The organism is bacterium, assembly GCA_016703265.1.
GTDB lineage: Bacteria > Krumholzibacteriota > Krumholzibacteriia > LZORAL124-64-63 > LZORAL124-64-63 > CAINDZ01.
In genome coordinates this window covers 274,491-294,213 of the sequence record JADJCK010000005.1, presented here as the reverse complement: position 1 = coordinate 294,213, position 19,723 = coordinate 274,491, and the positions used below count along the sequence as shown (strand labels likewise).

The window sequence follows — 19,723 nt, the reverse complement described above, 5'->3', positions numbered from 1 at the left end:
GTTCCTGCAGGTCGGACACGGCATACCAGTGCAGGCTGTGCGTGCCCTGGTCCCAGACATAGACGACTTCGTCGTTCGGCCCCACGCAGACGGTTGTGGCGTCAACCAAGCCGCCGGCACCGGCCACGATGTTGTACTCGAGGTCGCGCTTGGTCACCGAATCGGGAGTGACCACGAACAACCCGGCCAGCGACTGGGCCACCTGGCGTGCATCGGGATCGACGAACGCGTCATCCTCGAGCCAGGCGGCGACCGAAAACAGGCCGACAGGCTGCGGGATGGCGATCTTCTCGCCGCAACCGGTGCCGCTGAAGGCCAGCACCAGCGCGCCCAGCATGGACACGGCGGCAGTCAGCGTCGCGTGTTGGCCGCGGAAGCGCATCAGGGCAGCCTCCCCTGGTCGATCGCGGCCGGCGGCCGCCGCCACAGCGGGGAAAGGTCGATCGAGAAGTGGTGGATGACGCCGAAGCTGCCCATGTCGCTGTACGCGTAGTCGACGCGGATCCTCAACTGGTGGCGCTCGACCATCAGGCCGAAGCCCGCGGCCAGCCCGCCCTCGGGCCGGTTGGTCTCGAAGCCGCCGCGCAGGAACAACTGGTTCCGCAGCGCCAGCTCCGCGCCCAGGCGGAAGCTCTCGGAGTAGTCGGAAGGATGGTTGAAGTCGGCCGTAGTCAGCAGGGCCACCTTCGACGAGAAATTCCAGGTCCTGGCCGCACCGAAGGCGCCGACCGTCGGGGCCGGAAAGCTCTGGAAGTCGGCGGCTGCCACGTAGCCGTCCGGCGTCGCCGGCGGCGTGCCGCCCGGGCGGATGTCGGTGCCGAAATTGCGCACGGTAAATCCGACGCGCAGGTCACCCACGCCGACGTAGTAGAGGATGCCGAGGTCGGCCAGGATCGCCTTCGTCTGGTACTCGTCCAGATTCTCCTGGAAGTACTTGGCGGTCATGCCGATCGAGAACCGGTCGGTCATGGCGCGCGCCAGGCTGGCGCCGACGAAGAACTGGTTGGCATTGAAGTACTGGCCGGTGCCTTCCTGGTGCAGTTCGTCGGTGCGCAGGATATCGCCCGAACGCAGGGCGCCGAACATCAGTCCGTAGGCGAAATTCTGCCCGCGGCGGTGGTACGCGGCGAAGTCCAGGTCGATGTCGGCAGTCCATGCCACATGACTGGCGAAGTAGTTGCTGCGACCCGGCGTGCGCATGAGCCCGGCCGGGTTCCAGAAGATCGCGGCGCCGTCGGTCGACAGCGCAGAGTACGCCTGCCCAAGTCCCACGGCGCGGGCGCCCACGGGAATGCGCAGGAACTGGGCGCTGGACGTACCGGCGTTCTCCTCGCCGAACAGGCGCAGGAGGTCACCGGCGCGGGCAGCGGGCGCTGCCGCGCACAATAGGACACCGGCCGAGACGGCCACAGCCAGGCGACGGGCACGCGTTCCTACCATGCGTAGCTCACCCCCCACAGGACCGTAAGCGGGTCCTCGAGGTAGCTGGGGTCGACAACGCTGGTGGCGTACGGCTCGCTGTCGGTGGTGAAGCCTTCCTCGCCCTGCGGTTCGGTCCAGCCCGGGTTGAAGTCACCGAGCTTGTAGCCGTCGCCCGTCCACGGATTGATGCGTCGGTAGTTCTTGTGGTTCAACAGGTTGCGGACCTCGAGCGAGAACGTCAGGCGCTCGCGCTGGCCGAACTTCCAGAACTTGTTGAACCGCAGGTTCACCGAAGACTTCATGGGCCCGACCTCGCTGTACTCCGAACCGCGCAGGTAGTTGCTGGGCCCCAGGTAGATCATCGGCGTATAGCGCTGGCCGGCCTCGGCCTGCAGCAGCAGGTTGAGGCTCCAGTTGGGCGGCACAGTCCAGCCGAGGATGGACGGACGATCCTTCTCGGAAATGGAGAGGTCGGCATTGAGGCTGAAAGCCCACGGCTTGTCCCACAGCAGCGGCGAACGCGTGAGGCTGCCGAGGTTGGCCGAACCGTCGTAGTCCTGCCCGAAAGCCGCCTGCAGGTAGGCTTCGTCGGCCGAACTGTTCGTGCCGGTCGAACGCTGCAGTTCCAGGTTGGCCGAACCGCTCACCCAGCGCGTCGTGCGCTTGACCACCGACAACTCCACACCGAGGCTGCGCGCCGAATCGCCGTTGAAATAGCGCACGGGGTTGATCGTCGTGGTGCCCGTATCGTTGGGATCGGGCGTGTCTTCGGCGAACACGAACACCGAGTTCAGCGCCACGCTCTTGGCGTAGTCGAAGATGTCGCGATTAAAGAACGTGACGCCCGCACTCCACAGCCCGCCGAACTCGTGCTGGATCCCGGTCTCGTATTCGACCGTGATCTTCGGGTTAAGGTTCGGGTTGCCGAGCAGCTGCACCTTGGTGGCCGAGGTGGCCGTGAGCTGCGGGTACACGTAGAGGAACCGCGGCCACTGGTTGAAATGGCCGTAGTTGAAGAAGAACTTGTCGCGCTCGGTCACCTTGAAGCTCAGGCCCAGGCGCGGCGACAGCCGCACCTTCCAGTTGCGGCCCAGTGCGCGCGTCGTACCGGCGTAGAACTCGTCGGCCATCTCCGGCGTGACGAAAAGGTAGTCGTCGGGGTGCGTCATGACGTCCTCGACCTCGCGCCCCGGCGCCCAGAAGTCGGAACGGAGCCCCGCGTTGAGGATCAGCCCGCGGTATTCGACCTTGTCCTGGAAGTACGCCGCGCCGGTGAGCGTGTGCGCGACGAAGATATCCTCGCGGATGCCCAGCTTGCCCGGCGGCGGCGAGGCCAGGCCGCTGGCCAGGTCGATCAGCTGGATCTCGGTCGACGAAAAATCCACGCCGGTCTTGAACTCGTTGTGGCCGCCGCCCATGAACGAATAGGCGCCCTTGAGCGTGTAGGACTCGGAGTAGTGGTCGTGCCAGCGGTCCTCGCTGCCGGTGACCTGCCCGGTCAGGTTACCCACGTTGCCGCGCGGCTCATAGGTCGTGTAGTCGTCGTTGCCGTTGACGTTGGTGTGCTGGCGGTTGAAGTTGCGCCCCAGCGTCAGTTCGAACCACGACTTGTCACCCAGCACCTGACGGTAGTAGGCCTGCGTCAGGATATTCTCGTTGGTGAAGACAGCGTACTTGTCCAGGTTGCGCAGGAAGTTGAACGGATACCCCTCGCCCGCCAGGTCGAAGCCCTGGCTGATGCCCACGTTGCGGCTGACGTTCAGGTTGATCTTGCGGGCCGGGTCCAGGTTCCACGTCCACTTGATCATTCCGTTCCAGTTGTTGTCCGCGCGAGGCGACCAGAAACGGTCGTTGTAGAGCGGCGACTCGAGCCGGTTCTGGCGGCTGAAGATGGGCAGGTGGCCGTCCTTGGTCTCGAGCGAGCCACTGGCCAGCAGGTACTGCGTGCCCGGCAGGTTCAGGCCCAGGCGCCGCAGGCCGGCCGAGAACGGATCGGGGCCCGACAGCGAAGCCTTCCAGATGTCGATGTTCTGCGGCTCGGTAAAATCGGTCAGGTCGCGCCAGTCGGTGTAGTCGTTCTTGGGCACCGTCCGCAGCAGGTAGTCGCGCTTGAAGCTGGCCCGCGCCTCGAGGAAGTCGTTGCCTTCCTTCGTGGTCACGTTGACCACGCCGCTGACCGCCTGGCCGTGCTCGGCATTGAAGCCGCCGGTCAGGACCTCGATCTCGTTGATAATCGCCGGGTCCATCTGGTAACCGTAGCCGCCGCCGCCGAGCGGGTCGTTCACCGACATGCCGTCGACCACGAACATGGTGTCGTCGGCGCGACCACCGCGGATATGGATCTCGTTGTCCTGCATGGTCACGCCCGGCTGCAGCGCGATCATGTCGACCATCTGGTCCAGGGGCATGGCCGCCAGCTGCTGGGCGCTCAGGAAGTGGCTGCTGCCGGTGCGGTCGACCTCGATCAGCGCGCGGTCGGCGGCGATCTCCAGCGTCTCGGCCAGAATGGCCTGCACTTCCAGGCGGAAGTCCAGGTTGACGATCTCGCCGGGCGCCAGCGTCACGGTCTGCGAACCCACGCCGTAGGAAATGTACGAGGCCTTCACTGTGTAGGTACCGGCCCGCAGCCCGCGCAGGATGTAGAACCCGTCGGTGAACGCCATGGTGCCGGAGTTGGTGCCGGCAATGAAGACGTTCGTGTAGGGCATCGTCTCGCCGCTCTCGGCGTCGAAGATGCGCCCCTTGATGGTGCAGGGGGACAGGGGATCCGTCACTGCTGACGTCTGGCCGGTTGTCGTCTGGCCTCCGGACGTCTGGCCAGCGGCCGGGCCGATGGCCGCAGCAAGCAACAGCATCACGACAGCGATGGTGGTCAGGCCCCTGCTCACGGCACCACCACTCCCAGCTCGGACTCGAGGATGCCGTTGATGACGGCGGCCGCCTGGGTCGCCTCGAAGATATCCAACTGCAGGCTGAGCCCGGCGAACCGCGCCAGCGCGGAAGTCGCCCGTGCCGGCACGCGGATCCCGACGATCGGGTCATACGGCTCCTGCGGACGGCGCGGGTCGCCGTAGCAGGTGCAGGTTTCCATGCGGTAGAGCGGCTCGTTGTCGCCAGCGGCCAGCCGCTGGATGCCCACGCCGCTGCCCGTGGTGGTCCGCGTCGTGATCATGTCGGGCAGCGTGCCGCCCTGGTGCAGGGCCTGCTTGGCGGTCGGGATGTTCAACGGTGCCGCCGGCGACGGCGTCGGGCTGACCCCAACCACCGCCTGCAGGAAGGCCGAAGTCAGGCCGCTGGTAGGACCGACCAGTGCCTTCGACACGTAGAGGAAGGCGCCGGGATCCGAGTCGTCGATCGGCCACAGGTACTGCTGTAGCACGCCGTTCAGGGCCGAGACACGCTGCAGGTTCGCGCTGCCGGAGCCGGCGTCGGTCCAGAGCACCGCCTCGAACTTGCGGAAGGTCTCCAGCAGCAGCGAAGGGGAATCCGGCGAATTCACGATCCAGAACGAATACCGGTCCCAACCGTCAACACCGTAGCGCGCGTTGAGGAGGTTCTCGTAATATGCGCGGCCCGTGGGGCTGAGTCCCTCCCCGACGAACAGCACCGGCCCCTTGGGGGCACGCACTTCCCATGTGTAGCTGAAATTCGCGTCCGAATTGGCCTCGTCCTTTACCGAGATGCGCAGGGTACGCGCCGGACCGGCCGGCACATCGTCCAGCACGATCTCGAACTTCTTGATGTCGGCGCTCGAGTTGAACGGCACGCGAACCCAGGCAAGGTTCGGGTCGGCACCCGGTTCACCCTCGTCGACGGTCGGCAGCGCGTCGCCGTCGGCCAGCGTGTAGCGGTAGAACTCGTCCATCGTCTCGGCGCCGTCGAGGTCCAGGGCGAACATGCGGAAGTTCATCGGGCCCCAGTTGAAGTAGTTCGTGTCGACCGCCGCAGACGGGTTCGTGGTGACCTGCCCGTTGATGTCGATGAGCTCCCGCTGCAGGTTGCGCAGCGGGTCGAAATCGCTCTCGAAGTTCACTGCGGGCGGGAAATTCCGCATGGGCACGTACTGCACGACGGTGTCGCTCAGGGCCCCGCGATCGTCACGGCAGACCAGCAGGAACGTCGCCTCGGCGTGCCCGATGTCGTCGGGGGTGAAGGTCATCGTGGTGTCGGTGCGCGTGGTTGTGTCCCACGGTGCCGGCACGCCGGCCTGCGTGCGGATCGAGACGTAGAACTGGCGCACCCAGCCGTCGGTATCGGTGCCGCTCCAACGGAAAGTCCGGCGGTAGTAGCTGGTCGCGTTCAGGGTCCCGCCCGGGTCAACCGGACCCACGAAGAGCCGCACGACCGGCGCCTGGTTCGGCACCGTCGTCGGGTCGAACGGTTCGTTGGCCGCGCATCCGGCGATGATGGCCGCCGCCGTGACGGCCGTCGCCAGCAGGGCCGGCACCAGCACCGTCCACGCGTTCGAAGTCACCCGGCCGCGCCTTACCCTGGTCACTTGATGATCACCAGCTTCCCGCGTTGGACATCGCCGGTGTCCAGGTCCGTCACCGCGTAGATGTAGAGACCCGAGGCGATCGCGCGCACGGGCTCGCTGATCAGGTCCCACGCTTCCTGGCCGGAGTTCGGGTCGTCGTGCTCGAGGGTCTTGATCAGGTCGCCGGCCAGCGTGAACACCTGGATCCGGCTGCGCGCGGGCAGCCCCGTGAACCACAGCTTGCGGCCGGTCTCGGCGATGCCGCCGGTGGCGCGGGAGTCGAACAGCGACGCCGCACGGTACGGGTTCGGGTAGACGCCGACGCCGCCGGTGGCACCGGAATCGGCGGCGCCGGGGCCCGGGAAAACGAGATCGGCGTTCTCGTTGAACCCGCTCTCGAACTCGGGCAGGCCGTCCTCGATGTCGGGCGCACTGAAGGTCGTCACCGCGTACCAGTAGGGGAAGCCGTCGAGCAGCCCCGTATCGGTGAAGCGACGCCGGCCGTCCTCGCCCCCGGGCGGCAGCCCGGTGTCGAATCCGATGCCGTCGATGCGGTCGAACTGCGCGACCATCGTCGCGGTCTCGAACGGGTTGCCGGAGAGCGAGGTGCCCTGGAAACGGTAGATGCGATAGCCCTGGAAGTCCTCGCGGCCGGTGATGAGGCTGATGTGGTGCTCGGGCGAGCGCAGCGGGCTGTCGGTGGGCAGGACCTGGCCCTGCGTATCGAGCGAGTCGCCGGCCGCCCAGCTGATGATCACCGAATTGTTGTCGGTCGCGAAAGTGATGCGCGGCGACGGCGGGCCCGACGGGATGGTGAAGCCGTCGTCATAGGCCACCTGCGCCACTTTGCTGTTCGAGAGCAGTCCCAGCGAATCGGGCGCCGCCACGATGGCGAAGGTGATGGTCAGCGTGTCGCCGGGCGCCCAGGTCGTGAACGGCCCCGTCGACATCATGCTGACCCAGTTCGACTGGGCGGCGAAGTTGTTCTCCGGCTTGTCGCCGACGTCGAAGTTGTGGTTCTTCATGATCTGGTACTTGCCGGGCAGCATGACCCCGGGTTCATCCGGGTTCTCGTACTCGTCGTCACGCTCGGGCACGCCGCGGAACCGCCACATGTTGAATGAAACCGGCGGGACCGTGTCACCGGTCGCAGGCGCCAGGTTCGTCCCCAGCACCCGGTAGCCGATCCAGCTCGTGGCGAGGCCTTCATCGCCGTCGGCGTCGTGTTCGTAGGCCATCCAGATATTCGGGTCGTCTTCGACCGTGGCGCTCGGCTCGACGACACCGACCGGCCCAAAGGCGCCGTTGTAATCGTCCCAGTAGTCCCAGCGGTTGGTGGCCTGCGAGTCGTAGGGCGTCTTGTACTCGGTGTTGCCGACCGAGGTATCGAGCCACAAACCCAGGTAGACGTCGCGCAGTTCGCCGGAGCTCACGTTGACCAGCGTATAGTCCATGATCACGAAGTCGTCGGCGAACGGATTGCCCCAGGCCAGCGCGCGCAGCCGCACTTTCACTCCGAGGGGCGTATGGTTGCCCGACTCGACCTGCGTGTAGTCGTCGAAGAACAGCTCGAAATGCTGGGTGGCCAGCGCCGCCGGATTGTAGTTGTCGGCGTTCTGGCTGTTCGACCAGATGCGCACGAAGTTTTCGGGATTGCCTGCGTTGTCCGTGTCGTAGAAGTCCTCGAACTCGCGGATGTCGTCGCCTTCCTGCAGCCCGTTGGCGTCCTGGGCGCCGGTCGACACGTGCACGGTTCCGTCCGAGGCCCGGGCCCCGACCCAGATGCCCCCGCGGTAGATGTGCTCGACGTTGCTGTAGAGCGGGTACTCACCCGAGGGCTGGTTGCGGTTGCTGAAGGCGTTGCCGAAATAGCCCAGGTTGGTCAGCGTGATGCCGAGCAGGCCGACGTTCGTCAGCAGGTTCGTGCGCGGTTCGGCCAGGGCGCACGTCGCCGCGGAGACCGCCAGCAGGACGGTCACGTATCGCGAGACTAATACGCGCGGCATTATTGGGCGCGGCATTATTGGGCGCGGCATTATTGGGCGCGGCATTATTGGGCGCGGCATTTTTGGGCGCGGCAATTTCAACGTCGACTCCGCGAACCCGACAGCCCGGGCGGGGCGGCCGGAACCGGGTGTGTGGGGACACCGGGCCGGCGCGGCGGCGCTCCTTGCCGAAGCTGTGCCGCCGACAGAGATTGAACCCCGAACCGCGGGTCCGGGGATAGTCGGGCAAAAGTACCTTCCCGCATCGGCTCGTGTCAATGCTGCCAACCGGAACCGGCGCAAATACCGGCGGAGAACAACGTGGATTTTTCGTTTGTGTGCGCCCACGCCGCCCGCCGTCGGATGACGGCGGCCACGGCGATGCCGTTCTGGCGCGCCGTCGAGCTGTTCCCGCCCGCCGGCGAGGTTTTCCTGCTCGACAGCGCCCTGCCGGACGGACGGCTCGGCCGCTGGTCCTTTGCCGGCGGCGAACCCTGCGCGCAGCTGTCCGGCCGCCGCCGGCAGGGCACCGGCGGCACGCTCGACCTCACCTTGACGGTCTGGCGCGAACCTGACGGCTCGCGCCCGGGGTCGCCACGCCGCCTGGACCTGTCCGGCGACCCGTGGCAGGCGCTGCGCCTGTTGCGACAGGCCTACGGGCCGGCGACAGGGCCGGCCGACGACCAGGCTCCCTTCGGCGGCGGCCTGGTCGGCTGGTTCGGCTACGACGCCGCCTGGGCCGCCGAGCGCCTGCCCTGGCGGCAGGACCGCACCGAATCGGCCGCCCCCGACCTCCTGTTCCTGGCCTGCGACGACGTGCTGTGCCACGACCACGCCAACGGAACCACCACGCTCGTGGCCACCGGGCGCGGCTGTGACCCGCAGGCGGCGGAACGCGATCTCGAGGCGCGCCTCGCCGCCTGGCAGGCCAGACTCGGCGCAACCCAGGGCCGGAGCGACCCGGCCGACCCGGCCACCAGCGAGCCGCCGGCCCCACCGGCCTGCGACCGCGCTCCGGACCTGTCCCTCGTCACGGCCGCCTGCGACGAGACGGCCTACCGTGAAGCCGTCGAGCGCTGTCGCGACCACATCCTGGCCGGCGACGCCTTCGAGATCTGCCTTACGCAGCAGCTTTCGGCTCCCCTGCCCTGCGACCCCTGGCGCCTGTACGGAGCGCTGCGCGCGGTGAACCCGGCGCCGTTCGCCGCCTTCCTGCGCGCCGGCGGCGTCACCGTGGCCGGGGCTTCGCCGGAGCGCTTCCTCAGCCTGGACGTCCGCGGCCGGCTCGAGAGCCGCCCCATCAAGGGCACGCGACCGCGCGGGACGACGCCCGCCGCGGACGAACTCCTGCGCCGCGACCTGGCCGATTCCCCGAAGGACAACGCCGAGAACACGATGATCGTCGATCTCGTGCGCAGCGACCTCGGACGCGTCGCCGCGGTAGGCAGCGTAGCGGTGCCCGAATTGCGCATCGTCGAGTCGTTCGCGACGGTGCACCAGCTCGTTTCGACGATCACCGCGGAACTGAAACCGGGGCGGGACGCCCTCGACGCCATGCGCGCCTGCTTTCCCGGCGGCTCGATGACGGGAGCGCCCAAACTGGAAGCGATGGCGATCATCGAGGCGCTGGAACCGATGCCGCGCGGCATCTACGCCGGCGCGCTCGGCTGGCTGGGCTGGGACGGGGCCATGGACCTGAGCATCATCATCCGCACCTTCATCGGCACGAATGGCCGGGTGACGTTCGGGGTGGGCGGCGCCGTTACCGCCGACAGTGAACCGGGTGCGGAGTACCGCGAGACCCTGGACAAGGCCCGGGCGCTGCTGGCGGCGCTGGAAATCGCCCGTGACGGGTGCACTGAAAGGGACGGAATATGAGTGCACGAGGACCTGTCGTCATCCTCGACAACTACGACTCGTTCACCTTCAACCTGTTCCAGCTCGTCGCGGGGCTCGACGACGGGCGTGAACCACTCGTGTTCCGCAACGACGCCCTGTCGCTGCCCGAGCTGCGGGCGCTGGCGCCGTGGCGTCTTGTCATCTCGCCGGGACCGGCGGGCCCCGACCGCCCCGGCTACCTGGGTGTGGGACTGGAAGCCATCACCGAACTGGGGCCCGAAGTGCCCATCCTCGGCGTGTGCCTGGGCCACCTGGGTATCATCGACGCGATGGGCGGCCGCATCGTGCGCGCACCCGAGCCCTGCCACGGCAAGACGTCGCTCATCCTCCACGACGACGCCGGCCTCTTTGCCGGCCTGCCCGAGCCGCTCGAGGTGATGCGTTACCATTCACTCGTGGGCGAGCGCGCCTCGCTGCCGGACTGCCTGCGCGTGACGGCCTGGACCGACGAGGGGCTGGTCATGGGTGTCAGGCACCGCAAGTGGCCGCTGTACGGCGTGCAGTTCCACCCCGAGAGCATCGGCACCGAATACGGCCCGGCGATGGTGGCGCGTTTCCTGACCGAGGGCTTCCACAAGGACGTGGTCGTCGATCGCGACGTCTGAGCGTTGCTGCACTCGCGAAATCAGCGAAGGTCGTGCAGCGTGCCGCAGCGGGGGCACTTGGCCGCCGGCGAGGCGAAATCGGGCGGGATGCGCAGTGTGGTCCCGCAGGCGCAGTCCACGCGGCGGTAACCACCCTGCCTGTAGAAGTAGTCGTCGACCTGCCGTGCGTTCTCGCGCGTTGACGGCGCCGGGCCCGCGACGGGCCGCGCCGGCGCGGGCGCTGCCGCATCCTCCTTCAACGCCGACTTCGGGATGACCCCGCCACCGTTGGTCACGGCGCGGAAGCTGCGTTCGTACTCGGCCAGCCCCGAGCCGGCCATCGAACGCAGGATGCGCACGCGCTCGTCGATGGGCGGATGCGTGCTGGTGGCGTTGGCCGCCGCCTGCCCCGCACGCTTGAGCGGGTTGATGATGTACATGGGCGCCGTGGCCGAGGTGGCCCCGCCCAGGCGTTGCGGCGCCCGGCTGATCTTCTCCAGCGCCGAGGCCAGCCCTTCCGGGTAGCGGGTGAACGAGGCGGCCGAGGCGTCGGCCAGGTACTCCCGCTTGCGCGAGACCGCGAAGTAGATGAGCTGCGCGATGATCGGCGCCAGGATCATCAGCAGCATCGCGAAGATGGCGACCAGGCCCGAGCTGTCGCCCCCACCCTCGCGCCGCGAGCGGCTGCGGCCCCCGCCCAGCCACATGCCGCGCAATCCCGTCTCGGCGAGGATGACGATGGCCCCGGCCAGCACGCCGGCGAACAGCATCAGCTGGATGTCGCGGTTGCGCACGTGCGCCATCTCGTGCGCCACCACGCCCTGCAGTTCATCACGGTCGAGCGTGCGCAACAGGCCGCTGGTAACGGCCACCGACGCGTTCTCGGCCCGCCGGCCGGTGGCGAACGCATTGGGGGCGGGATCGTCGATGACATACACCGCCGGCATCCTCGACAGGCCTGCCGCCAGCGTCATCTCCTCGACGATGTTGAACAGCTGGGGAAAGTCCGCCTTCTGCACGCGATGCGCGCCGGCCACAGACAGCATGATGCTGTCGCCCTGGAACCAGGCCGCGAGCGTCATGACCAGCCAGACGACAAGGGCGAGCAGCACGCCGCCCGTGCCGCCGCCCTGGCCCAGGAAGTACTCGCCGCCCGCCCAGCCCAGCAATGCCAGCAGCAGCGCCGCGGTGATCACCAGCAGGGTGGACTTGCGGCGGTTGGCCGCGATCTGTTCCCACATGCCCGGCGCCCCGTCAGTAGTTGAAGGAGACTCAGTTGCAAGGAAACTCAGTTGAATGAGACCTTCGGAGCCTCGCGCTGCACCTCGTCCTTCACTTCGAAGAAGGTCTCGGCGCCGAAGTGGAACATGCCGGCGATCAGGTTGCCCGGGAACATCTGGACCCTGTTGTTCAGGTTCATGACCGTCTCGTTGTAGAACTGGCGCGCGAACCCGATCTTGTTCTCGGTGCTGGCCAGCTCTTCCTGCAGGCTGGCGAAGTTCGCGCTGGCCTTCAGGTCGGGATACGCCTCGGCCACCGCGAACAGGCGGCCCAGCGCCGCCGACAACCCGGCTTCCGCCTCGATGCGCTGGCCCGTGCTGCCCGCGCCTGACACGGCTGCGCGCGCCTGCGTCACGGCTTCCAGTGTGCCGCGCTCATGCTGCATGTAGCCCTTCACCGTCTCCATCAGGTTCGGGATCAGGTCGAAACGGCGCTTCAGCTGCACGTCGACCTGCGCCCACGATTCCTTGACGCGGTTGCGGGCCGCCACGAGGCCGTTGTAGACACCGATACCCCACATGGCCAGGACCGCGGCCAGACCCAGAAGCACCAGCAGGGGGACCATCAGCAGAGCCATCACTTGCCACCTTTCGCCGGGAACATCTCCCGGAGGAATCCGCGCACCTTCGCCGACAGGCACCAGCCCGCCGTTTCCAGGTCGGTCGTCAGTTCCGCCAGTTCAGGGCCGTCGAACCACAGGCCGCACCGTTGCGGGCACTGGTCCACGACTACCCGCCGGCCCGGACCGATATTCACCTTCGCCATGGGCTTGTCGCACAGGGGACAGGTGCGTGTCGCCTCGTCCGGGGCCGCCTCTGTGGCGGCCAGGGGCGGTTCATCACCAAGGAGCAGGGCCAGCTCGCCGCCGTCGAACCAGACGCCGTCGCAGCGACCGCAGAGGTCGAGTTCGATCTGCTGGTATTCGGCCACGTACATGGGCACGCGGCAGGCGGGACACTTCATGGCGCTCCTTCCGGGGGTCAGGATCCGCCATCCGGGCCGTTTGTGCAACGGGAGGATGGTTCCGGCGGTGGACGCCCCGGGCTCCATGTACGATAATGGGCGCGCCGATTTTCCCGCGCCGCCCCCCAACAGACAGGACATCGCCATGAGTTACCCGGTGAACGACAGGCAGCTGATCCGCGACTGCGAGATCGGCGAGGGCACCAAGGTCTGGAACTTCGTCAACATGTACGGCTGCAAGGTGGGCCGCGACAGCATGATCGGCACTTTTGTCGAGGTGCAGGGCGGCGTCGTCATCGGCGATCGCACCCGCGTGCAGAGCCACACCTTCATCTGCGAGCTGGTGACCATCGGCAACGACGTCTTCGTCGGCCACGGTGTCATGTTCATCAACGACACCATGCCGCCGCAGCCCGAGAAGGAGAAGTGGAAGGCCACCCGCATCGAGGACGGGGCCAGCCTGGGCTCCAATTCCACGATCCTGCCGGTGCGCGTCGGCAAGAACGCCGTCGTCGGCGCCGGCGCCGTGGTGACCAAGGACGTGCCCGACGGCGCCATCGTGGCCGGCTGTCCGGCGAAGATCCTGCGCTACAAAGACGGCTACGGACCTAAGAAGTAGTCCAATCCGTCAGGACTTGATGATGGCCGCCTGTTTTTGACCAGGCGGCCTTCATTTATTCCATACCGCTCGTTTTATTGATATCATGTCGCAATATTCACAAAGTCGCCATAAGTGCAAATTACTAATTGATTGAAAAAATCAGCCCGGTATTGGTAGAATCGACCCGCTGTCCATCGCGTCCGGAGCGCTTTGCCAGGCATCGGCTGCCACCAGTGCCTGGTCCTTGCCGTGAAGTCCGCGAAGACCTCGCCACGTTCACTCGCTTTTTTTGGGGGGAACCAACATGAAGCGAATCCTGTCGCTCCTGCTGCTGGCTATCGCCATGGCAGGCCTGTTCGCCACGGGAGCCAGTGCGGCTGTTGATACCAGCCGGCAATGGGTACCTGGGGAACTCATCGTCAAGTTCAAGCCGGGCGTGTCCTCGGCCCAGAAGGCGCTGCTCGTGCAGGGCCAGAAGGTCAAGGAATTCACGTTCATCGGCGCCGAGCACTGGAAGGTCGGCAACAATTCGGTCGAGGCGGCCGTTGCGGCCCTCGAGGCCAACCCGAACGTCGAGTACGCAGAGCCCAACTACCTGCTCTACGCGCTCGAGACCCCGACCGATCCCCGCTTCGGCGACCTCTGGGGCCTGAACAACACGGGACAGCTCGATGACGGCGGCAACGCCGGCACCCCCGCGCGGACATCGACGCGGTCGAGGCCTGGGACGTCTTCACCGGCTCGTCGTCGGTGGTCGTCGCGGTCATCGACACCGGCGTCGACTACACGCACCCCGACCTGGCGGCCAACGCGTGGTCGAACCCCGGCGAGATCGCCGGCAACGGCATCGACGATGACAGCAACGGCTTCATCGACGACATCCACGGCTGGGACTTCGCCAACGGCGACAACGACCCCATGGACGACAACGACCACGGCACGCACTGCTCCGGCACCATCGGCGGTGTCGCGAACAACGGCATCGGCGTGGCGGGCGTGAACTGGAACGTCAAGATCATGGGCTGCAAGTTCCTGACGTCGGGCGGCTCGGGCTCGACCGCCAACGCCATCAGCTGCATCGAATACGCCACGCTGATGGGCGTCGACGTGATGAGCAACTCGTGGGGCGGCGGCGGCTACGACGCGGCCCTCGAAGCGGCCATCCAGGCCGCCTATGCCGCGGACATCTTCTTCGTCGCGGCGGCCGGCAACTCCGGCCAGGACAACGACGTCACCGCGAACTATCCCAGCAACTACAACGTGAACAACGTCATCGCGGTCATGGCGACCAACAACCGCGACCAGCGCGTTGTCGAGCCCGGCTGGTGGTCGTCGAGCTACGGCGCCACGACCGTCGACATCGCCGCGCCCGGCCTCTACATCTGGTCGACCACGCCCGGCAACACGTACCAGAACTTCTCGGGCACCTCGATGGCGACCCCGCACGTGGCCGGCGCCATGGCGATGCTGCGCGGCCGCTTCCCGTCCATCTCGGTGGACGACGGCAAGGCCCTGCTGATGAACCTCGGCAACGACGCGGTTCCGGCGCTGTCCGGCCTGTGCATCACAGGTGGCCGCCTGAACCTGCTGAAGCTGATCGCCGACCCGGACGTGACCCTGCCCAGCACGGTCATCGACCTGGCGGTCGGCACCGCGGCTTCCAACTGGCTGCAGCTGAACTGGACGGCCCCCGGCGATGACGGCATCGTCGGCACCACCAGCAGCTACGACATCCGCTACGCGGCCGCCCCGATCACCGACCTGGCCGGCTGGAACGCCGCCACGCAGGTGACGGGCGAACCCGACCCCGCGGTGTCCGGCACCGCCGAGACGATGCAGGTCAATGGCCTCGTCGCCTCGACGACCTACTACTTCAGCATTCGCGCCAAGGACGAGTACGGCAATTTCGGCGACTTCTCGAACAGCCCGGCCGGCACCACGCTGGCCCCGCCGACGATCGCCGTGGCGCCGACCTCGCTGTCCGCGTCGCTGTCGACCGGCGGCTCCGAGACGCAGACGCTGACCGTGACCAACACGGGCGTGGGCGTGCTCGACTTCACGATCCCGACCCCGTCCTACATCATCCCCGCCAAGTCCGACCGCGCCCCCGTCAAGCAGTACGAATACGTCGAACTGGGCAAGGGCGAGGCCGACCTGCGCGCGGGCATCAACGGCTCCGGCGGTCCCGACGCGTTCGGGTACAACTGGACCGACAGTGACAGCCCCGGCGGCCCGGCGTTCAACTGGATCGACATCGCGGGCCTGGGCACCTCGGTGACCCTGACCGACGACTCGAACCAGGGGCCGTTCAACCTGGGCTTCTCGTTCCCGTTCTACGGCGTGGACTACACGACGTTCCGCATCGGCTCGAACGGCTTCGTGAGCTTCACGTCGTCGGCGACCGCCAATGCGAACTCGGCCCTGCCTTCGGCCGGCGCCCCGCTGGCGATGGCGGCCCTGTTCTGGGACGACCTGCTGCCCACCGGCGGCACCTGCCACTACTACTATGACGGCACCCGGATGATCGTCCAGTACACCAACTGGGACAATTACAACACCGGCGGCCCGTACTCGATGCAGATGCACCTGTATCCGAACGGCACCATCGAGTACCACTACCTGACGATGACGGCGCCGTTCGACAGCGCCACCGTCGGCATCCAGAACGAGGCGGGCACGGACGGCCTGACGGTCGCCTTCAACACCGCCTACGTGCACAACAACCTGGCGATCCGCTTTGCCTTCCTGCCGCCGTGGCTGGCCATCAGCCCCACCAGCGGCAGCCTGGCTGCCGGCGCGAGCGCCAATATCGCCGTGACGTTCGACGGCACCGGCCTGTGCGGCAGCCAGTTCAACGCCAACATCCATGTACTGAGCAACGACCCGACGAATGCCGACGTTGTGGTGCCCGCGACCATCAACCTGACCGGCACGCCGGACATCGCGCTGGCCCAGACGAGCCTGGCCTTCGGGTCGGTCTACATCACGGGCAATGCGGTGTTGAACGTGGACATCACCAACGGCGGCTGCGCCGACCTGAACATCTATGGCCTCAGCTTCAGCAACGGCGACTTCTCGACCACGCAGGCGACGCCTGTGGTGATCATCGCCGGCGCCACGCTGAGTGTTCCGGTGAAATTCGCGCCGACGACGCCGGGCGTCATCGCGGGCAACCTGACGATCACCTCGGACGACTCCGACTCGCCGTCGCTCGTGGTGACCCTGGGCGGCACCGGCCTGGACTTCCCGAACATCGCGGTGGCCCCGGCCTCGCTGACCGAGACGCTGCCCACCGGCGGCACCTCGACCCAGCAGCTGACCATCACGAACAGCGGCCTCGGTGACCTGAACTTCACGATCCCCGACGCCGAGTACATCACCGTGCTCAACAAGAGCGCGGCGCCCGTGCCCGGCTCCGAGCCGATCGACCTGGCCAAGGGTGCGGTCGACCCGCGCATCGGCGCCCCTGTGGTGACCGGCGCCGGCGGCCCGGATGCCTTCGGCTACAAGTGGAAGGACAGCGACGAGGTCGGCGGTCCGGTCTACAACTGGATCGAGATCTCGGGCGTCGGCACGCCGATCGCGTTCACCGGCGACGACCAGAACCTCGGCGCCTTCAACATCGGGTTCAACTTCCCGTTCTACGGCACCGATTTCTCGTCGTTCCGCGCCTGCACGAACGGCTGGATCAGCTTCACGAACGTGGCCTTGGCCAGTTACTCTAACCTGAACCTGCCAAGCGCCACGGCGCCGGAGAACCTGGTCGCCCCCTGGTGGGACGACCTGACCTTCAGCAGCGCGGGTGACGCGTACTACTACTACGACGGCACCAGGCTGATCATCGAGTACAAGGACGTTCCGCGCCTGGGCACGGGCGGACCGTACGCGTTCCAGATCCACCTGTATCCGAGCGGCAAGATCGAGTTCCACTACCAGAACATGCCTTCGGTCCTGGATGGCGCCACCATCGGCATCCAGAACGAGACCATGGACATCGGCCTGGCGCCGAACTTCAACGCGGCTTACGTGCACAACAACATGGCCATCCGCTTCGAGTCGCAGACGCCCTGGCTGTCGGCGACCCCGAACGCGGGCACCGTGCCTGCGGGCGGCAGCGCCATCGTGACGGTGGGCTTCGACGCCGCCGGCCTCTGCGGCGACACGTACTCCGCCAACCTGCACGTGCTCAGCAACGACCCCGACTCGGCGGACGTCGCCGTGCCGGTGACCCTGAACCTGCTGGGCTCGCCGGATGCCCAGGTTGCGCCGACGAACCTGGCCTTCGGTGACGTCTATCTGACGCAGAACGCCGTCCTGGCCGCTGGTGTGGCCAACGTCGGCTGCGCCTCGCTGCAGGTGACGGGCCTGTCGATCGACAACCCGGTCTTCACGGCCAACGTGGCCGCGCCGTTCAGTGTGGCTCCCGGCGCCACCCAGGCGATCAGCGTGACCTTCGCGCCGGTCGCTGCGGGCCTGGCCACGGGCACGCTGACCCTGACGACGAACGACGTGTCGCATCCGACGCTGACGGTGACCTTGTCGGGCACGGGCCTGAACAACGCCGGCATCGTGGTGACCCCGGCCTCGATCAACGAGACGGTGCCGCCCAACCAGCAGCGGACCGCGAACATCCACATCGAGAACAACGGCACCGGCACGCTGAACTACACCGTGCCCTCGCCGGACCTGTACAACAAGCTGGTGGCCAACGCGAAGGCTGCGGCTCCCGCTGCCGAGCGCCCCAAGGACGCGCAGGACGACGAGTTCGGCGTGACCCCCATGGGCAGCGGCGGCCCGGATGCCTTCGGCTACAGCTGGATCGACAGTGACGCCGTCGGCGGCCCGGTGTTCAACTGGACCGACATCGGCGACACGGGTACCGCGGCAATGACGACCGGCGACGATTCCAACCTGGGACCGTTCCCGATCGGCTTCACCTTCAAGTACTACGACCAGCAGTTCACCACGTTCCGGGTCTGCTCGAACGGCTTCATCAGCTTCTCGAGCACGGTCACGACGTACTCCAATACGGCGATTCCGAGCGCCTCGGCGCCGTTGAACATGCTGGCCCCGTTCTGGGACGACCTGAACCTGACGACCGCGGGTAGCGGCGACATCTTCTACCAGAATGTCGGCGGCAACCTGGTGATCCAGTGGGACGGCGTCTACACCTACACGGGCAGCATCCCGCTGACCTTCCAGGTGATCCTGACCCCGTCGGGCACAATCACGTACCAGTACCTGACGCTGGGCGGCGCCGGCAACAGCGCCACGGTGGGCATGCAGAACGCGACGGGCACGGTCGGCCTGCAGGTGGCGTACAATGCGACGTACCTGCACAACAACCTGGCCATCAAGTTCACGGCACTGCCGGAGTGGGCGACGGTGACGCCGTCCGCGGGTTCCATCCCGGCCGGCGGCAGCGCCGACCTGACGGTCAACCTCGATTCGTCCGGCCTGAGCCTGGGCGTGCACACCGGCATGGTGCGCATCCTGAGCAACGACCTGGCGAATCCCGAAGTGCAGGTCCCGCTGACGATGACCGTGCAGGACTACATTTCGGGCGTCGAGAACCAGCTGCCCACGCTGCTGGCCCTCTCGCAGAACGTGCCGAACCCGTTCAACCCCGCGACGAAGATCAGCTTCGCGTTGCCGACGCGTGGTCTGGTCGACCTGCGGGTGTTCGACGTGCGCGGTGCGCTGGTCCGGACGCTGGCGACGGGCGAGCTCGACGCCGGCAACCACGACTACATCTGGGCGGGCCAGTCGGACGAAGGCGTCCAGGTCCCGTCGGGTGTGTACTTCTACCGCCTGCGTACGGCCGAGGGTGACATCACCCGGAGCATGACGCTGGTCAAGTAGAGCCGCAGGATTGACCCGGCGCGGGGACAGCCCCGCTCCCGGAGACGCACGAGGCCCCGCCGGTGGAAACCGGCGGGGCCTTTCTCATGCCCAGGGCGGTGGTCAACGCGGGCGGGACGCCGTCGCCCCTCCTCAGACCTGCACGTACTTCGCGGCCGGGACGCCGCAGATCGGGCACTTCTCCGGCGGGGTCCCGAACTCGATATGCCCGCAGACGGGGCACAGGTAGAACTTCGACTCGGCCAGGTCCTCCCCGCGCGTCGCCGCTTCCAGGGCGCGCGCGTACAGCACGGCGTGCACCTTCTCCGCCTCGACGGCGAAGCGGAACATGCGGGCCGCCTTGTGCCCCTCCGCCTGCGCCTGCGCCAGCATGGGCGGGTACATCTTCTCGAACTCGTAGGTCTCGCCGCCGATGGCCTCGCGCAGGTTGTCGGCCGTGCCGCCGACACCCTCGAGCGCCTGGAAGTGGCCGGCCGCATGGATGCGCTCGGCCTGCGCCGTGGTGCGGAACAGCCGCGCGATGTTCGGCCGTCCCTCCTTCTCCGCCGCCTCGGCGAACGAGGTGTACTTCTGGAACGCCTGGCTCTCGCCGGCGAACGCTTCCTTCAGGTTGTCATGGGTGTTCGGCATGGACGCGCCTTTCGTGTGG

At 67.2% G+C, this 19,723-nt stretch carries 12 protein-coding genes; 4 read left to right on the top strand and 8 right to left on the bottom strand.

The genetic code is table 11. From position 1 onward, the window contains the following. Window positions 1–381: 381 nt before the first annotated feature. From IPG61_10900 to IPG61_10885, 4 genes are read right to left on the bottom strand one after another with little or no spacing between them, the layout of a single operon-like run. Window positions 382–1,440, bottom strand: a complete 1,059-nt coding sequence (locus IPG61_10900; protein MBK6734580.1) for a PorV/PorQ family protein — start codon at window positions 1,438–1,440, stop codon at window positions 382–384. Further along, window positions 1,434–4,310: a TonB-dependent receptor gene (locus IPG61_10895; protein MBK6734579.1), complete on the bottom strand. Its 2,877-nt coding sequence runs from the start codon at window positions 4,308–4,310 to the stop codon at window positions 1,434–1,436. The genes IPG61_10900 and IPG61_10895 overlap by 7 nt, the downstream gene beginning before the upstream one ends. Then, a complete protein-coding gene (locus IPG61_10890) occupies window positions 4,307–5,896 on the bottom strand; it encodes a hypothetical protein (GenBank protein MBK6734578.1) in 1,590 nt (529 codons plus the stop codon). Before IPG61_10890 ends, IPG61_10895 begins: the two co-directional genes overlap by 4 nt. Window positions 5,897–5,916: 20 nt before the next feature. Next, window positions 5,917–7,905 (bottom strand): hypothetical protein, encoded by a 1,989-nt coding sequence (locus IPG61_10885; protein ID MBK6734577.1) that lies wholly within the window; start codon window positions 7,903–7,905, stop codon window positions 5,917–5,919. A 300-nt stretch (window positions 7,906–8,205) separates the two neighbouring features. Here IPG61_10885 and pabB point away from each other — a divergent pair, with 300 nt between their 5' ends. Then, window positions 8,206–9,762 carry an aminodeoxychorismate synthase component I gene (gene pabB, locus IPG61_10880; GenBank protein MBK6734576.1) on the top strand — a complete coding sequence of 519 codons (1,557 nt, stop codon included), beginning with the start codon at window positions 8,206–8,208 and terminating at the stop codon, window positions 9,760–9,762. After that, window positions 9,759–10,388 carry an aminodeoxychorismate/anthranilate synthase component II gene (locus IPG61_10875; protein ID MBK6734575.1) on the top strand — a complete coding sequence of 210 codons (630 nt, stop codon included), beginning with the start codon at window positions 9,759–9,761 and terminating at the stop codon, window positions 10,386–10,388. The genes pabB and IPG61_10875 overlap by 4 nt, the downstream gene beginning before the upstream one ends. Before the next feature lie 20 nt (window positions 10,389–10,408). Here IPG61_10875 and IPG61_10870 read toward each other — a convergent pair whose 3' ends face one another. The 3 genes from IPG61_10870 to IPG61_10860 are packed head-to-tail and all read right to left on the bottom strand — an operon-like array spanning window position 10,409 to window position 12,611. Beyond that, window positions 10,409–11,608, bottom strand: a complete 1,200-nt coding sequence (locus tag IPG61_10870) for a M48 family metallopeptidase (protein MBK6734574.1) — start codon at window positions 11,606–11,608, stop codon at window positions 10,409–10,411. Between the two features lie 47 nt (window positions 11,609–11,655). After that, on the bottom strand, window positions 11,656–12,216 hold the full coding sequence (locus IPG61_10865) for a LemA family protein (GenBank protein MBK6734573.1): 561 nt from the start codon (window positions 12,214–12,216) through the stop codon (window positions 11,656–11,658). Between the two features lie 8 nt (window positions 12,217–12,224). Continuing rightward, a complete protein-coding gene (locus IPG61_10860; protein MBK6734572.1) occupies window positions 12,225–12,611 on the bottom strand; it encodes a zf-TFIIB domain-containing protein in 387 nt (128 codons plus the stop codon). 145 nt (window positions 12,612–12,756) lie between these two features. On the opposite strand from IPG61_10860, the gene IPG61_10855 reads away from it, so the two are divergent. Together IPG61_10855 and IPG61_10850 are read left to right on the top strand one after the other, a co-directional pair. Then, window positions 12,757–13,230, top strand: a complete 474-nt coding sequence (locus IPG61_10855) for an N-acetyltransferase (GenBank protein MBK6734571.1) — start codon at window positions 12,757–12,759, stop codon at window positions 13,228–13,230. Between the two features lie 732 nt (window positions 13,231–13,962). Next, window positions 13,963–19,074 carry a S8 family serine peptidase gene (locus tag IPG61_10850; protein MBK6734570.1) on the top strand — a complete coding sequence of 1,704 codons (5,112 nt, stop codon included), beginning with the start codon at window positions 13,963–13,965 and terminating at the stop codon, window positions 19,072–19,074. 132 nt (window positions 19,075–19,206) lie between these two features. Here the strand turns inward: IPG61_10850 and IPG61_10845 are convergent, their stop codons facing one another. Further along, on the bottom strand, window positions 19,207–19,704 hold the full coding sequence (locus IPG61_10845) for a rubrerythrin family protein (GenBank protein ID MBK6734569.1): 498 nt from the start codon (window positions 19,702–19,704) through the stop codon (window positions 19,207–19,209). Window positions 19,705–19,723 lie beyond the last annotated feature (19 nt).

Bases quoted from the DNA above. Each gene is read 5' to 3' on its own strand.
- IPG61_10855 (MBK6734571.1), top strand. From the start codon at position 12,757: ATGAGTTACCCGGTGAACGACAGGCAGCTGATCCGCGACTGCGAGATC.
- IPG61_10885 (MBK6734577.1), bottom strand. From the start codon at position 7,905: ATGCCGCGCGTATTAGTCTCGCGATACGTGACCGTCCTGCTGGCGGTC.
- IPG61_10875 (MBK6734575.1), top strand. From the start codon at position 9,759: ATGAGTGCACGAGGACCTGTCGTCATCCTCGACAACTACGACTCGTTC.
- IPG61_10845 (MBK6734569.1), bottom strand. From the start codon at position 19,704: ATGCCGAACACCCATGACAACCTGAAGGAAGCGTTCGCCGGCGAGAGC.
- IPG61_10860 (MBK6734572.1), bottom strand. From the start codon at position 12,611: ATGAAGTGTCCCGCCTGCCGCGTGCCCATGTACGTGGCCGAATACCAG.
- IPG61_10900 (MBK6734580.1), bottom strand. From the start codon at position 1,440: ATGGTAGGAACGCGTGCCCGTCGCCTGGCTGTGGCCGTCTCGGCCGGT.
- IPG61_10870 (MBK6734574.1), bottom strand. From the start codon at position 11,608: ATGTGGGAACAGATCGCGGCCAACCGCCGCAAGTCCACCCTGCTGGTG.